This window comes from Bradyrhizobium sp. F1.4.3 (assembly GCF_040548375.1).
Classification (GTDB): Bacteria; Pseudomonadota; Alphaproteobacteria; order Rhizobiales; family Xanthobacteraceae; genus Bradyrhizobium.
This window is the reverse complement of record NZ_JBEPRN010000006.1, coordinates 245,136-259,583: the sequence shown is the minus strand read 5'-3', so window position 1 is coordinate 259,583 and position 14,448 is coordinate 245,136. Positions and strand designations below refer to the sequence as shown.

The window sequence follows — 14,448 nt, the reverse complement described above, 5'->3', positions numbered from 1 at the left end:
GATGACTTTTTATAATGTCATCGATCGCTGTCATTTACAAATTGTCAACGAACGCCAACATATGTTAAAGTAAGCGAACGTTGACATTTGGAAATCCCATGCTCGTACGCACACCGGCCGAACTCGGTGCCGTCCTTCGCGACCGGCGCAAGAAGCTCAAACTCGATCAATCGACTTTTGCCAAACGCATTGGCGTCAGCCGCCAATGGGTGATCGAAGTTGAGCACGGTCACGCGCGCGCTGAACTCGGTCTGATCCTTCGCGCCCTTGACGCCCTGGACATCCGCCTGGATGCGAGCACCGAACAAGCGCCGGCCCGCGGGGCCACCAGGCCAGCCGTCGATATCAATGCCATCGTGGCCAAGGCCAGGAAGAAAAAGGCATGACGAGCGAACTTGTTGCTCTGCTGGACGGCCGGGAAATCGGCCGCGTGCGCAATGACGCCCGCGGCCGGCTCACCCTTGTCTATGACAAGGACTGGCGCCAGGCCGAAGGAGCCTATCCGCTGTCACTGTCCATGCCGCTCGCGGCCGAAGAGCACGGACCTTCCGCCGTGCAGGCTTTCCTCTGGGGACTCCTGCCCGACAACGAACACGTGCTCGAACGGTGGGCCCGACGATTTCAGGTGTCGGCGCGCAACGTGTTTGCCCTTATTTCCCATGTCGGCGAGGACTGCGCCGGCGCCGTCCAGTTCGTCACGCCCGATCGGCTGGACGCCTTGCGAAGCGGCGCCGAAGACAAGGTCGAATGGCTTGACGAAACGGCGATCGCCAAACGCCTGCAGACCTTGCGCGAGGATCACGCCGCATGGCGGTTGCCGCGCGATGCCGGACAATTCAGCCTTGCGGGCGCCCAACCCAAAACCGCCTTGCTTTTGCAAAAGGGCAAATGGGGAATTCCCTCTGGGCGCATTCCGACGACGCATATCCTCAAACCGCCGACCGGCCATTTCGATGGACACGCGGAAAATGAACATATCTGCCTCATACTCGCCCGCAATCTCGGTCTGCCCGTCGCCGACACCCAGGTGATGCGCTTCGGAAAAGAAATCGCCATCGTCATCGAGCGCTACGACAGGCAGTTCAGTGGGAACGAGATTGTCCGTGTCCACCAGGAGGATATCTGCCAGGCGCTCGGGATCCTGCCGACCAGAAAGTATCAAAACGATGGCGGACCAAGCCCTGCCGACGTGATCGAGCTTTTGCGCACCTACTCCACGGATCGCGTCGTCGACGTTGACACGTTTGTCGAGGCGCTAGGCTTCAATTGGCTGATTGCGGGTACGGATGCTCATGCCAAGAACTATTCGCTGCTGCTGGCCGGCGGCCCTCACGTACGACTCGCCCCCCTCTACGACATCGCCAGCATTCTTCCCTACGATGACATCGATCTGCAGAAGATCAAGCTCGCGATGAAAATCGGCGGTGATTACAAGCTCAGCCAGATTGGTTTGCGCGATTGGCAGAAATTCGCACGCGAAACGCGCCTCGATCCTGACAAGGTGATCGCCGGACTGATTTCCATGGCCGAGCAGCTTCCGGACATTGTAGCCGCCGTACGGGAGCAAGGGCGGAAAGACGGATTGGACAATGCCATCATCGGGCGCCTCGCCGAGCACTTGATTGCCAGAGCCAAGCAATGCCGTCGACAACTCGGTGGGATATAGTTCCGACTACGGCCGCCAGCAGAATGATGATGTTCGGCAGCAAGGCGTCGATCATCATAGTCGACATGTCGTTGTCGACGCCAACGGCAGCACCACCGCGATCGGCATGCCGATGTCGATGTCGACTACGATCGGTGGTTGCTCGCGATCGGTGGCAACCGCGTAGCCGCTGCGGGTGGCATGACCCTACGGCATGTCCTTTCAGGGCTCCGGCAGAGTACGATTACTCTCCGCGGGCTTTTCCAATTCGGCGGTCCGCTTGTAGGTCCTCTTTTGGCACGACTCCTATCCGCCCGGCAGTCCCGTGGACACGGCTGCGCAATCACGGCGTCTCGCCCCATTTAAGGGGCGCTGGATTAGCCAGGGCTGAAGATCAAACAGAGCAGGATCGCGGCCACGACGGCTGTCCTGTCGGTTGGTACGCGACGTCTTGAAACACGGTCCAGATCGGGGCCTAGCGCCTTGGCGCGGTTCGCGTCGCGCTGGATGGTCCGTTCTGGTTTTCCTGTCTTGCGGCGGTATCGGAAGTAAAAGACGCCACGTTGGCATCTTTTTCCCGCGGCGCCCGGTCGCGCCGTGCTTCGTCTCCGGATGCACGGCTCTATATGCCGCTTCCGCTTCGCGATCAGGTCAGTGCGCTGCGCTGCGGTCAGGTCGCGGCGGATCAGGCTTCGTCGATGCCGGTCAGGGACGCCTAATGGGAAACACAGCAAATTTCCCCAGACTAGGAACACCAGCCGGCGCCGCGAGGTTCTTCCGCCGTAGGGTTAGCACTTACGGAGTTCTCTTCGATGGCTACTCAGATCGTGATGGACCACACAGGCGACAGCAGACACTTTTTTGACCAAACCGCCCTCGAGGGGCTGGCCAAGGCTGAGCGTCGCTTTAAGAAGTTGACAGACCAAGGATTTACCGCTGCTACTCGGACGCCAGTCGGCGATCTCAAGGCCGTACGGACATTTGATCCGACTGCGGACGAGACGCTGTTCTATCCGCGCCTCGTCGGCGGCTAGCCACCCTCGCGGCACGGCAAATGTTTTTGTTCAGGCGCAACGGCGTCGGCAGTAGTGCGCGTTTGCGCGCCCTGCGTTCGCTGTATTCGAGCTTCTTCGAGCAAAAAGGGCCGGAAGCGCGTGCGCGGCGTCTTTTGCGCGATTGGCTATCTCCGGATCAGCGTGCGCAGTTTGATGCCGAGGGTTATTTCGATGTCGCGGGCTCTCACACCGGCCGACGATATCGAATTCATCAGGGCACCATGAGCAATGTTTTGGAACTTGATGAAGAAAGACAGCCTAAGATCGGGTGGTGTTTCGTTCCCGAACGGGCCCTGGCGGCTGGCGATGTGATGCTCGCGCAGAAGATCGCGCTCGAAACCGACGAAGCCGCAGTGCTCGCGCTTGCCCACCGGTTTTCTCCGAGAGTGCCATCCCTGCCCCGAGTAGTGCGGCGTGCTTACTAGACCGCCCGCGGGCGGGGCCGCCGCTTGTGACAGCGGCGGCCCCTTGCCGCGAAGGCAGCGTTTACGCGATACATCGGCACCTCCGCGACTACAGGTAGGCTCGACCCAGAAATGGTCTCCTGCAATGTAATCTACTAGTTAGCCTTACCGGGCGGCGCGGTGCGGTCCTCTCTCGTGATGGTCTCGACATCCGTCATGGTTCGGGTGAACGCTTTGCGCAGTTGCTCCGCGTGAGTAGGGCTCTCTGGTTCAGTGAGATATGCAATCTTGATCAGCAATCTGTTCAGCAGATACGTAAGCGCAAATTTTCTGAGTGCCGGCTTCGCACAGCGATGATCTGCCGACGCATCTCGGCGAGATCGAGCGCTTCTTGTTTTGACGGCCTCTTCAAAATCGCACTCGCGGGCGTGCTGGGGCAAACGAAACCGCCGCGCCGAATATGATGGCGCGACGGCTTCGCCTGGGGTGTTCCCGGACCGGGCAATGTCCGGTGCGCAAAGCTAACCCTCCGACGCGTCGCCGCAATCAACGCGTCAAATTAAGCTTGATATCCGCGCTGGAAGTTAATTCGGGAACCGAGAAGCCGCATCGGAAGGTTCTGAGCCGGTGAATAAGAAGGAACGTCTAGGCCTGCGTTGGAATTCCTGACTGAACAACAGCTGCGAAACTGCGATGCGCTGCTATATCTTCACGCTCTACGACTGCGGTAGGACACTGAACGCGCAAGAGATCGACTGCAATAACGCCGAAGAGGCTCTACAGCTGGGCTCTCCCGCGGTGGCGAACGACCCTGTCGAGGTTTGGTGTGGTCCACGGCGTCTCGCCCGCTTTGAACCGGAGCGGAGGCAGGAGCGGCCGCTTTCGCGCCTGCGCGAGCGCTTGATCGTAGCCGAACGCCGTCTTCACGAAGGCGAGCAACACATCAGTGAGCAAGAGAGGGTCATCGCCCAGCTCAAGCGCGAGGGACGTGATCTTGCTCTCGCGTTTTCCATTCTGGACACCCTGATTGAGACCCAAAAGGCTCATTTGCAGGAACGGGACTTGCTCGTCGCAGAAGTGGCAAAGCGGTCTGGATAGACGGGCTCGCGCACTCAACGCCCGTCGGGGCTGTGCCCCAGGCGACGACGGTGGACCGTCCTACTGTTCAGGATTGCCGATGTCGAACGCGCCTAGACGGTAATCTTCGCCCACCGATTGCTCAGTGGTCGGCCGCGTGATCAAGGTGAACGTCGCATCGGGGTAGCGCGTCCACACCTCAATGTCCTCTGAAGTGACGTTTAGATATCCAAAAAAGCACCTATATCGACCCGGCTCCGTTACCCGGCCGATTTTGTCCCAATTGATCTTGTTAACGCGCATCGCTAGCTCCACTCGTTCTCAGGCAGCGAACCGGGCGGAGGTTTAAGTTCTTCGAGGCCGGCTTCGATCAGCGCCAATTCATCTTGGATCGCTGTTACTGCGTTTTCTGGGTTGATGCCTGATACGGCTTGCAGCTGGGCGAGCACCTTGCGACGATGTGCCAGCAAGTCTGTCAGCGCGCGACGGTCCCGCACCTTCACGTAGCCAGCGACGATCAATTCCATGGCCTTTGACATGTTCGTCGTTTCCCACCGGCTTGCGGATTATCGGGGGCGGCTAAGTTCTGTCAGACCGGCTTCGGTCATACGATATTCCACACCTTCGCCGGTTGAGCGTCGCTCCATCCATCCGTTTCGCAAAAGAGCGAGCGTTGTTCCGGGATGATCGGGAAGCTTCGAAGAAGACACCCAATCGCGGTCACGAAGAGGATCGAGCATTTGCCGGTGAAACTGATTAAAAAGCGGCCTGCGCTTTTCCTGCCGACCGATGCCTTGACGTATCGTTTCAAGCGGGCGTTCGGTTTCCATGCCCGTTTGTTGCCATCGCATCGTTTACGATCGGTTACGGATCGGGAACAGCCGGCAATCTTTTCTAAATGGTTCATGGATATTGTTCTGCGGCATGGATCACGAGGACGCATCCGCTTGGTTCGTTCCGGCTCTCAGGCGAAGCTACGCTCGTCTAGCAGCGTGGATGACGCGCGGTAATCGCGTGCTTGAGCCCGGCCGCTTGCCGGCGCCGCCGCGCTCAGAGCGGCCAGCTCGCTTTCCCGACCCGCCGCGGCGGCCAGCGCCGCCGCGGATTTAGGCATTGCAGGCATCGCGAATGACGAACGATCGCACATCGACGAGTCCGTGGTTGCCGGACGAAGAGGCGGAATTGCTCTCGCTGTTTGGCGCAGGTGCCACAGCTGAGGAGGTCGGCGAACGGCTAGGCCGCACCCGCCAAGCGGTCTACGCTCGCTTGCAGCGCTTTCAAAAACAGCGAGGGCGGGCGAGTAGGACGAGTGGGAAAGTCTTTGCTCAGTTAGCAGAGTGATCGAGTGACGGCCATCGATCTTTAAGGTCGCAGGATCACATCCGCAGCGGAATTAAGGTAGCGATCCGATCGCATCGTCCGTTCGCCCGTGCTGAAGTAACCCTCAACCGATACATCGAAGGTTCAATTGCATCCGCTTCAAAAGGCGCCAAGCTGTAAACGATCGCATTGAGGTCGACCGATGACCAGCCCGACTGATGACGAATTGCGCGCCGCTGTCACCGCCGCCATTGAGCAGTGGAAGACTTCGCGCCAGCTTCCCCACCTGTCGCCGAACGATTGTGAGACGTTGAACAAGTTGATCATCACCGGACTTCAAACCGTGCTGTTCCAGCGTGCGAAGGCCTTCGACAAGCGCTAAAACCAGACATCTTGATCAAACCCGGCGGAGTTCGACGACGGGACTTTAATCGGAGCATGCGCCCGAAAGCCCACGTTCATCCACGCCCTTGCTTGGGTGTGCCCGGCCCTCATGGAGCTTTCCTTGCTCCACCACGCCGTGAATTTGTGTGCCGCTGCCGGAAGCGTTCTCCAAAGTATCTCTTCCATTTCGGAGAAGATCAGCCTAACGATTTGCCCGTGCTCGCCTCAATAGCCGCTGATGCAATGGTTCGTAGATCGATTTTCGGAAGCTCATGGTCTCACCGCAGGCTAGGCAAACATGGACGGTCCTAGAGCAAGTGCGTGCCGAGCTTCCGCACGGTGGCGATCATGAGAGCCGGAAGTACATCGCCGAGCAATTGATCCAACCGGCTGAGGCAGGACAAAGTACCTTAACAGACAATCGGGCTGAGCGAGGGCGCCGCCGGGGCAGGCTGCTGGCGGGCTCTCACCCAAGGCGCTCCCGTCCTTGAAGGATCTCTTCATCGCTCGCCTACCACCACCTTGTCTCTTGCTCTTTTATATTCGAGCAGCTGCGACACCGTATCGTAGGAATGATACCTTGCGTAGACGCTCTTTGCATTCCTCTCGCGAAGATCGGCCAGAGCATCAGCCCAATAAGCGACCATGGCGCGGCGAACTCCGTCGAGCGCGAAGATGCGTTCGGCCTTTGCAAAATCCTGGTCGAAAATCACACTTACTGCACGTTCAGCAGCTTTGTAGTCGGCCGGTTGAACATCCCCAGCACGTTGGCCGAGCCACATGATTGTTTTGGGATAGTCCAAAATGAGACGGTCAAGCACGAGGTAGTGCGAGAACTTTCCGTCCGCAGGTGTTCGAGTGCTGAAAGCGACTTCGTGTGACCCGATGTTTAACGTGAACCAACGCCCTCCGTTGGTCTGCGGGAGAACGCTTAAGGTCCACGCGCCCTGAATGTCGAGGTTGCCGTACAATCCCGAAAGCTGGAATAAGCGAAAAAGAAACAGGCTGACATCGGGATTGTGGAAGAGCCGATCCGTCCTCTCGTGATCGACGCGAAGCAGTTCGCTAATCGAGCGCAATTGTTCTCTAGCCTCGTGCGGAGCCACGCTGAATAGCTCCCGCGTCCCTTCGACTTCCACTTTTCGGGTATGAAAGTGACGGTGAAGCGCGCTCTCTACTGCGGTGCAGTCCGTGACATGCACGAAATCTGACAATTCCCACGGACCATGGGGAACGTACGCCTCACCGCCATTTATTCCTCGAAGGCGTTCAGCGATGGGCCGTTCGGTGCGGCCGATTTTTATGTAATCGCTATTTGGTGAAACGAGTACGTAGACAAACCCCTGCGGCATAGGCGCGATCCCCCAACCCACGCCGGCAAAGTGGAGGACCGCCCGGACGTGGAATAGGCGGAACGTCTAGATTGCATGACTTGCGGGGCAATCCTCCCGCATCTTCGGCAGATTGCTAATCAAAAGGTCTGACGAAACGATTAGCGGAATGATTGCGAGCTTGGTGGCCCTTCTTCTCCACGCCACAACGGCGCACGCCGTGCGGCGTCCATCCCTCGCGCAAAGGGATGCGGAGCTCCTCGCCGGGGGCATTCGGGAAGTCTCCCTCCGGCGAGGGCCGCCTTGTTGGATTAGTCCAATTGGTGCGTAACAGTCCTTATGGACAGCCATAAGCGCAGTACTCAGCTTGAACGGCTTGAGGTGGTCGAGACTGGTCGTCGTCGGCGCTGGTCGGATGACGAGAAGCTGCGGATCGTGAGCGAGAGCTTTGAAGCGCCGCGCGCTATATCGTCGACGGCACGGCGCCATGGCATATCACGTTCGTTGCTGATGACATGGCGTGACTTGGGACGCGCCCAGTCGTCGGGCGCGTCCCCTAGCCGCAACGCACTCGCGCGTTCGGGCCCGAGCCGATCAGCCCTCAAAGCGAACAATCTGGCTTTGCGCGGGTCGTCCTGGCCGCTGAGGTCGAGCCGGCGGTTGCTGCCACACCGCCGAGTGGGCAGATGGTGATCGTGATTGGCGGGGATCGTCGAGTGATTGTCGACGCCAGCGTCGATGCGGCAGCGCTGGCGCGGGTGCTGCAGGTTCTGGAGCGTCGATGATACCGATCTCTTCGAACGCACGGATCTGGATTGCGACCGGCCACACCGACATGCGCAAGGGCATGCAGGGTTTGTCATTATTGGTGCAGGAAAGCCTTGGTCGTGATCCGTTCGCCGGAGATGTCTTCGTGTTCCGCGGACGCGGCGGTTCGCTGATCAAGGCCTTGTGGCACGATGGAGTTGGACTGTCGCTCTACGCGAAGCGGTTGGACCGTGGCCGTTTTGTCTGGCCGGCGACGGTGGGCGGTGTGGTGGGGCTGAGCGCGGCGCAGATGAGTTATCTGCTGGAGGCGATCGACTGGCGCAATCCGCAGCACACGTGGCGGCCACAGAGCGCAGGATAGGCTCAAAAAAGTTCTGAGGTGCGGAAGAAAAGACGCCTCAAATCGCCTCTTTTGTGATTCCATCGGGGCCATGGGTGACGGCCTTGAATCGCTGCCAGACGACGTCGAAACGCTGCAAGCGGCATTGATCGTTGCTCGGGCGGAGGCTGCGGCCGCCCGTGCCCGGCAGTCCGACGACCAGGCGTTGATCGCCCATCTGAAGCTGCAAATCGAGAAACTTAACCGCGACCGCCATGGTCCGCGCTCGGAGCGTACCGCGCGGCTATTGGATCAGCTTGAACTGACGTTGGAGGAGCTGGAGAGTTCGGCGACGGAGGACGAACTCACCGCCGAAATGGCCGCGGCCAAAACCACGAAGGTGGCGTCGTTCACGCGCAAGCGGCCGTCACGCCAGCCGTTCCCGGAGCATCTGCCTCGCGAGCGGGTGATGGTGCCGGGACCTGTGGCGTGCGCCTGCTGTGGCGGCGCGCGGCTGTCCAAGCTCGGCGAGGACATCACCGAGACGCTGGAGGTGATCCCGAAATCCTGGAAAGTGATCCAGCACGTCCGCGAGAAGTTTACTTGCCGTGATTGCGAGAAGATCAGCCAGGCTCCGGCGCCGTTCCATGTGCTTGCCCGCGGCTGGGCGGGGCCAAGCCTGCTGGCGATGGTGCTGTTCGAGAAGTTTGGTCAACATCAGCCGCTGAACCGGCAAGCGGAGCGCTATGCCAAGGAGGGTGTGCCGATCAGTCTGTCGACCCTGGCCGACCAGGTCGGCGACTGCACCGCGGCGCTGGCACCCTTGTTCAAGCGCCTCGAGGCCTATGTGCTGAGCGCCGAGCGATTGCACGGGGACGACACCACGGTCCCGGTCCTGGCCAAAGGCAAGACCGACACCGGCCGGATCTGGGTCTATGTGCGCGACGACAAGCCCTTTGGAGGGCAGGCCCCGCCGGGGGCGGTGTTCTATTACTCGCGCGATCGGGCCGGCGAGCATCCCCAGGCTCACTTGGCCAACTACAGCGGAATCTTCCAGGCCGATGCCTATGGCGGCTATGGCAGGCTTTACGAACCGGGCCGCAACGCAGGTCCGATCCTGGAAGCCGCGTGCTGGGTCCATGCCCGGCGGCCGTTCTTCGTGATGGCTGATCTGGCCGAGAATGCGCGTCGCAAGGCTCAGGGCAAGAAGCCGGCAGTGATCTCGCCGCTGGCGCTGGAAACAGTCCGCCGGATAGACGCCCTGTTCGAGATCGAGCGAGGCATCAACGGCGAGACGCCCGAACGGCGCCGGGCCGTCCGCCAGGAACTGAGCGCGCCGCTGATCGCCGATTTAGAAGCCTGGATGCGCGAGCAACGCGCCAAGCTCTCACGTCGCAACGACATCGCCAAAGCAATGGACTACATGCTCAAGCGCTGGATCGCGTTCACACGCTTCCTCGACGACGGCCGCATCTGCCTGTCCAACAATGCGGCGGAGCGTGGCGTGCGCGGCATCGCTTTAGGTCGCAAGTCGTGGTTGTTCTGCGGCCCGGATCGCGGCGGCGAGCGGGCGGCGGTGATGTACAGCCTGATCGTCACCGCCAAGATGAACGATGTCGATCCGCAAGCCTGGCTCGCCGACGTTCTGGCGCGCATCGCAGAGCATCCCGTCCAAAGGCTCGACGAACTGCTGCCATGGAATTGGCGCTCTGCCATCCGGAACGTTGATCAAGCCGCCTGAGCCGAAAATGACCCGCGCGCGGTCTTCGCCGGATGCTTACTTCGGGAAAGGGGCCCGCCGTGATGAAGTATGCCGGCGTCGCTATCACTGCCCCGTGCCCTCTTAAGTGGGAAGAGCGAGCCCCACGGCGGTCGACAGCGCGGCCGGACCCAGGCTGATCGAGCAGAAAGACGGCGCATCACAAGGGTCAAACGCTGCCAATCGCCTTGGTTGCAAGGCTAAAAGTTCCTCGCCGACTGACTGGGGGCAGCATGGTTAAGGTATTTCGCAATATGGTCATGGCACTTACTTTTGTAGGAGTTGCCGGCTGCAACATGTTTTGGAATTTCATGAACGACTATATGGCCTGCGGCCTTGCGCTGGCGGCTTCAGTTGCAGCCGGCTTTTGCGTTGAGCGCATCTTCATCGAGCGGTCCCGTCGGGAGATGATCCGCCTCCACGGCGCGGACTGGCATTCGGCGGAGAACCGACAGCTCGACTCATGAGCGTCACCCCTCGCACGCTCTTCATTTTCATCATCCGGTTGTTCGCTTCGACCCGAGGGGCCTAGCCCGATGATCAAACTGGTCCATCCATTCCGGTTCGCTCGCATCGAGCGCCTGCGAGAGCTGCTTGAACGAGACTACGAAATGGCAGTTGATCCGAATGCGGGCGTGAGCACCGCGAAGCTGGTGAGACCCGATCCGACAATGCTCGATGCAGGTTTGGTACTCGGTCGTGATCCAGGAGGCTGCGAGCTGGGTCCTTCGTTGCTTGCGAGCCATGCGAGCGCTCCTGCACCGCAACCGGTCAATACGCCCGAGTAGCATCACGATCTGGAAGGGCGATGACCATAAGCCGACCCCGAGGTAGGGGATGCCGAAAGCGAACTCCCCGGCTCCATTGGTCCTTACCGCTTTACAATGTTGCCATAGGGATCTCGTCGTAGTCGGTCACCATCGGCGAGGTAATCAAGAGGCGGCGATCCTAACCAAGTCAAGCGCGAGGGCTCAACGGCAACAGCTGGCCGAGAAGCAGTGCACGAGCTGGCAACCTGATGATTGAATGTGGCCCTATGAGGCGCCCCCTCACCGGACGGCAGGTCGTTACTGGAAACCAGCACTGTCTGCTCTGCGACGTGGTCTCGAGGACCATTTCGAGCTCGCCGCCGATCGCGAGAACTGTCACGACGTGATCGGGGGGAACAGCTTTTGAAACGGGCACGCCTGGGATTCCAAGCAAGGCTCTGTAGGCAAGCGAGCGCGCCCGGCTTGCAGTCGGCCCCGCGAATCTATTTGGACGCTACTTGCCATCCGAGTTGTATCATCGCAAGATTGTGTCTGCAACGCGAACGGCGTTCGATGAGGAGGGGGAGGGATGAAAACAGAAATCGTTGTTGCAATTGTCGCTGCGGCGGCTTCCATCGGAGCAGTGGTAATCACTGCTATCACTAGCAATCAAGTTGAAGAATTGAGGATCGAGTCTCAAAGAGAGAAGGAGCTTTCCGGGTTTCGGGAGCCGCTGGCGCGGGCAGCTTATGACCTTCAAAGTAGAATCCAGAACATCTTAAGGCAAAACATGATTGGCGCGTTTGTCGCGAAGGGCGATGAGCGGGAGAAGACATACGTGATCAACAATACTGCGTTTCTAGTTGGACAGTATCTTTGCTGGACCGAACTGACACGCCGGGAAATTCAATTCATCGATTTGGGTAGCACGGAAAGAACGCGGAAGCTAACAAAGCTGCAAGATCAAATCTCTGGCCTCTTCGGCACGGATCAATACAAGAAGCCGTTTCGTCTGTTTTCCGGTGAGCAGCGAGCAGTTGGTGAAGCTCTGATTGAAGAGGGCGCTAAAGGGCCGCAATGCGTAGGATATGGCACGTTCCTCAAGCGCGTTGACAGCGGCGCGTATCCCTTCATCGATGGACTTCGCAAGGATGTATCGTCCCTCGAGCAAAATCTTGAGGCGGGAGAATCGCGATTAGCTGCTTTGGATCACGCTTTAATCGATCTGCTGGACCTACTTGATCCAGAGTATGTTCGGTTTGATAAAGACAAGAGAACGAAAGTCTAGGTCACGCAATCGACTTTGCTTGGTCATGCGTCACGGCGTCCTTCCACTGCATATTGGCGATTTCGCCTCGCCTCATCCCAGTGGCGAGCGCGAACTGGATTACCTGCGTAATCGCTGAGCTTCGGCAAGAACGAGTGGCTTTCAATAACCTGTTCAATTCTCAGGCAGTGCGATGACTATGATCGTGCGACGAATGCCCAGTTTCGGTCGGATAAGCCCAGTGGTGCGACCAGTACGTGATTGATTATTCTCAACCCGGGGCTGACTCTTAATCAGCGGGTCCCAGGTTCGAGCCCTGGTGCGCCCACCATATTACCCCACGTCACAGTCGCTTAAGCAGGCCTGGTTTCGTTCTTTTGGTCGCCGTGCGACCCGTTTGTGCGACCAAAATCAGTCGCACGCCGTGCGACATTTCGAGCTGATCGGAGTCGTGCTCGGGGCGCCTGCGATCACGCGCGCCTTCTGGATCTGATCGTGGCTGAGCTCGGCCTTCAGCCCTTTCCACGCGCGCCGAGCGCTGCGGCACGTTGGCGAGGCCGTAGGTCCAGTTCCAGATGTCATGACCGCCAACCCCGGCGCCCTGTGGATGCGGCCGATCGGCAGTTCGTCCCGGATCGTAACCAGTTCGAGAGCGTCCTTGGCGAGAGGGTGCAGTACGCAGCCGCTCGCTGGCCATGGAAGGACGGAGAGGTACGTCAGGGTCAAGCTGATGACCTCCGTGCCAATGGCAACAGCTCTACCGTCCTAGTACTCGCCGGACGCAAAGCATTCTGATTTCGTTAGTTTGGTGTAGTTGCTCAGCACTCGGAGGATCAATGGAGCCGAGAGTCTCGGTACTAAACTTCGCTTCCAACTCTGACGCCATGCAGATGCAAATCTGCAAGCAAGCGTCCGTCGAAAAACCGCCTTGCTGCGCGCAACCGTTTCGGCACGCTGAGAGAAACTGCGGTCGCCATTCTGCAGCCGTGGCGATTGTTATAAAATTGATAGCAGCTATCGTCAGAGCTGGAAGAAACGCGGACATTGCTTCACTTCCTTTTTCAGTTTGCTGAGGGGCTGCTCTAATTCGACTCCATCTTTTTCGCCTCTAGCAATATCTAGCTACTTGCGTAGTTGTCCCCTTAAGCGGAACCACAAATGACCGATCAGTGATAGGACTATGGCGGTCAGAATTATCGGGAGCCAGATCGACGTGGTTATGAACAACAAGGATATGATGACCACACGTCCAAAGACCGATTCGCTGACCGGATTCTTAAGGCGAGCGAAATAGGCGTAGATTATAAAAATGGTGGCCGGCACCATCCACGCGGCGACAAGCACCAGTAACAGGTCAACAAGTTGGCTGGCATAATGGTGCATGAGCGCACCTCCTGACAGCGTTGGCGCGAATTGCTGTCACCGCTGCGAGAGATGCGGTGATTGTCGACGATAATTGGTCTTTGTTCGCGTTGGTGGGCATCTGCACGCTCGTGTCACGGCCGGTGTCCAAACTCATGCGAACCCGCAGCCTTCGATTCGCCTGAGCTAGAGCCTCTCAACGCGCACTCGTTGAGATAGCTCGGGCAAGGGCTCGTCCAATGCAATCATAACCATCGGCGGTGTTGTGCAATCCGTCCCACGTTACAAGCGCGCTTTGCGCAACTCCGGCACTGACCGAGTTTCGCATCAGCGCAAAACGAGAGAACAGCCCGACCCGTTCCTGTTTTGCGACATCGATGATGATGTCCTCCATCGTCGAATAGCCAACTGAGGCGAGCACCTGTGGCGCATATTGCAGATCCATCAACACGACATCGGCAGACCCCGCCTTAAGTGCCCTTACCCCTTCAAGAACGCTTCTTTTGAGCCCTTGGTCCGGCCGGCCCCCCCAGGCGACGTCATTAGTACCTAATTGCCAGATAACGAGATCAGGCGTGTGCGCGAAAACGTCACGCTCGAACCGTGCGACGTTGTTCGGAATCGTATCGCCGACTCGACCGCTGTTGATGACCTCGATCGTGGCGTTGGATCTAAGTCTCGAGAGTTCTCGGCGCATCACCTCCGGATATGTGGCCGCGGACCTAAGTACCCAGAGTCCCACCGTCGACGATGATCCAATCGCTACAATCCTTAGCGGCTCACCAGATTTCAAACGCGACGCCGTGCGGGGCAATTGTGCACCCAGCGAGGCGTTGAAATTTGCTGAAAGGCATTTCTCGGCAGATGATAACTCGTCCTGCGCTTGAGAGGACCCACTGCCAGACAATCCGATAAGCAGGGCCGCGCCGATTGACGCCATTATTCCAGCGGCTCGGGTACGGATGGCAAAATAGGTCAGAAACATGTTCCCCCAATAACTGGTCGATT

General features: G+C 58.9%; 20 protein-coding genes and 1 tRNA gene. 13 read left to right on the top strand and 8 right to left on the bottom strand.

Features of this window, described 5'->3' with window-relative positions; translation table 11 throughout:
• Positions 1-98 precede the first annotated feature (98 nt).
• The 5 genes from ABIB73_RS19655 (at position 99) to ABIB73_RS19635 (ending at position 4,202) form a co-directional block, all read left to right on the top strand.
• Positions 99-386, top strand: a complete 288-nt coding sequence (locus ABIB73_RS19655) for a helix-turn-helix domain-containing protein (RefSeq protein WP_148774771.1) — start codon at positions 99-101, stop codon at positions 384-386.
• Positions 383-1,666: a type II toxin-antitoxin system HipA family toxin gene (locus ABIB73_RS19650; protein WP_354226410.1), complete on the top strand. Its 1,284-nt coding sequence runs from the start codon at positions 383-385 to the stop codon at positions 1,664-1,666. Before ABIB73_RS19655 ends, ABIB73_RS19650 begins: the two co-directional genes overlap by 4 nt.
• A gap of 791 nt (positions 1,667-2,457) precedes the next feature.
• Positions 2,458-2,679 (top strand): hypothetical protein, encoded by a 222-nt coding sequence (locus ABIB73_RS19645; protein WP_007600495.1) that lies wholly within the window; start codon positions 2,458-2,460, stop codon positions 2,677-2,679.
• Positions 2,680-2,699: 20 nt separating this feature from the next.
• Entirely contained in the window at positions 2,700-3,125 is a 426-nt protein-coding gene (locus ABIB73_RS19640) for a hypothetical protein (RefSeq protein ID WP_354226408.1), read from the top strand.
• A 672-nt stretch (positions 3,126-3,797) separates the two neighbouring features.
• Positions 3,798-4,202 (top strand): hypothetical protein, encoded by a 405-nt coding sequence (locus ABIB73_RS19635; protein WP_148774775.1) that lies wholly within the window; start codon positions 3,798-3,800, stop codon positions 4,200-4,202.
• 60 nt (positions 4,203-4,262) lie between these two features.
• Here the strand turns inward: ABIB73_RS19635 and ABIB73_RS19630 are convergent, their stop codons facing one another.
• From ABIB73_RS19630 to ABIB73_RS19620, 3 genes are all read right to left on the bottom strand, one after another.
• The gene (locus ABIB73_RS19630; RefSeq protein ID WP_007600502.1) at positions 4,263-4,484 is read right to left on the bottom strand and encodes a hypothetical protein; all 222 of its coding nucleotides are present in this window, start codon (positions 4,482-4,484) and stop codon (positions 4,263-4,265) included.
• A gap of 2 nt (positions 4,485-4,486) precedes the next feature.
• Positions 4,487-4,720 (bottom strand): hypothetical protein, encoded by a 234-nt coding sequence (locus ABIB73_RS19625; RefSeq protein ID WP_148774776.1) that lies wholly within the window; start codon positions 4,718-4,720, stop codon positions 4,487-4,489.
• A gap of 65 nt (positions 4,721-4,785) precedes the next feature.
• Positions 4,786-5,088 (bottom strand): hypothetical protein, encoded by a 303-nt coding sequence (locus tag ABIB73_RS19620; RefSeq protein WP_354226405.1) that lies wholly within the window; start codon positions 5,086-5,088, stop codon positions 4,786-4,788.
• Between the two features lie 615 nt (positions 5,089-5,703).
• Here ABIB73_RS19620 and ABIB73_RS19615 point away from each other — a divergent pair.
• Positions 5,704-5,883, top strand: a complete 180-nt coding sequence (locus ABIB73_RS19615) for a hypothetical protein (protein WP_027516023.1) — start codon at positions 5,704-5,706, stop codon at positions 5,881-5,883.
• Here the strand turns inward: ABIB73_RS19615 and ABIB73_RS37620 are convergent.
• Both ABIB73_RS37620 and ABIB73_RS19610 read right to left on the bottom strand, forming a co-directional pair.
• On the bottom strand, positions 5,880-6,086 hold the full coding sequence (locus ABIB73_RS37620; protein WP_502918445.1) for a DUF7662 domain-containing protein: 207 nt from the start codon (positions 6,084-6,086) through the stop codon (positions 5,880-5,882). The genes ABIB73_RS19615 and ABIB73_RS37620 overlap by 4 nt on opposite strands.
• A gap of 299 nt (positions 6,087-6,385) precedes the next feature.
• Positions 6,386-7,237, bottom strand: a complete 852-nt coding sequence (locus ABIB73_RS19610) for a GIY-YIG nuclease family protein (RefSeq protein WP_354226403.1) — start codon at positions 7,235-7,237, stop codon at positions 6,386-6,388.
• Between the two features lie 318 nt (positions 7,238-7,555).
• Between ABIB73_RS19610 and ABIB73_RS19605 the strand changes: the two genes are divergently transcribed.
• The 6 genes from ABIB73_RS19605 (at position 7,556) to ABIB73_RS19580 (ending at position 12,099) form a co-directional block, all read left to right on the top strand.
• Positions 7,556-7,909 (top strand): transposase, encoded by a 354-nt coding sequence (locus ABIB73_RS19605; RefSeq protein ID WP_354226401.1) that lies wholly within the window; start codon positions 7,556-7,558, stop codon positions 7,907-7,909.
• Between the two features lie 88 nt (positions 7,910-7,997).
• The gene (tnpB, locus tag ABIB73_RS19600) at positions 7,998-8,345 is read left to right on the top strand and encodes an IS66 family insertion sequence element accessory protein TnpB (RefSeq protein WP_231188497.1); all 348 of its coding nucleotides are present in this window, start codon (positions 7,998-8,000) and stop codon (positions 8,343-8,345) included.
• Positions 8,346-8,415: 70 nt separating this feature from the next.
• Positions 8,416-10,044 (top strand): IS66 family transposase, encoded by a 1,629-nt coding sequence (tnpC, locus tag ABIB73_RS19595; RefSeq protein WP_354226399.1) that lies wholly within the window; start codon positions 8,416-8,418, stop codon positions 10,042-10,044.
• 251 nt (positions 10,045-10,295) lie between these two features.
• Positions 10,296-10,529, top strand: a complete 234-nt coding sequence (locus tag ABIB73_RS19590) for a hypothetical protein (protein ID WP_354226397.1) — start codon at positions 10,296-10,298, stop codon at positions 10,527-10,529.
• A 69-nt stretch (positions 10,530-10,598) separates the two neighbouring features.
• Positions 10,599-10,850 (top strand): hypothetical protein, encoded by a 252-nt coding sequence (locus ABIB73_RS19585; protein ID WP_354226395.1) that lies wholly within the window; start codon positions 10,599-10,601, stop codon positions 10,848-10,850.
• Between the two features lie 550 nt (positions 10,851-11,400).
• On the top strand, positions 11,401-12,099 hold the full coding sequence (locus ABIB73_RS19580; protein WP_354226393.1) for a hypothetical protein: 699 nt from the start codon (positions 11,401-11,403) through the stop codon (positions 12,097-12,099).
• A 1-nt stretch (position 12,100) separates the two neighbouring features.
• Here ABIB73_RS19580 and ABIB73_RS19575 read toward each other — a convergent pair whose 3' ends face one another.
• Positions 12,101-12,256: a tyrosine-type recombinase/integrase gene (locus tag ABIB73_RS19575; RefSeq protein WP_354226391.1), complete on the bottom strand. Its 156-nt coding sequence runs from the start codon at positions 12,254-12,256 to the stop codon at positions 12,101-12,103.
• 48 nt (positions 12,257-12,304) lie between these two features.
• On the opposite strand from ABIB73_RS19575, the gene ABIB73_RS19570 reads away from it, so the two are divergent.
• Positions 12,305-12,409: transfer RNA gene (locus tag ABIB73_RS19570), tRNA-Ser, on the top strand.
• A gap of 791 nt (positions 12,410-13,200) precedes the next feature.
• Here the strand turns inward: ABIB73_RS19570 and ABIB73_RS19565 are convergent.
• Positions 13,201-13,461 carry a hypothetical protein gene (locus ABIB73_RS19565; RefSeq protein ID WP_354226389.1) on the bottom strand — a complete coding sequence of 87 codons (261 nt, stop codon included), beginning with the start codon at positions 13,459-13,461 and terminating at the stop codon, positions 13,201-13,203.
• A gap of 175 nt (positions 13,462-13,636) precedes the next feature.
• A complete protein-coding gene (locus tag ABIB73_RS19560; RefSeq protein WP_354226387.1) occupies positions 13,637-14,425 on the bottom strand; it encodes an SGNH/GDSL hydrolase family protein in 789 nt (262 codons plus the stop codon).
• Between the last annotated feature and the right edge of the window lie 23 nt (positions 14,426-14,448).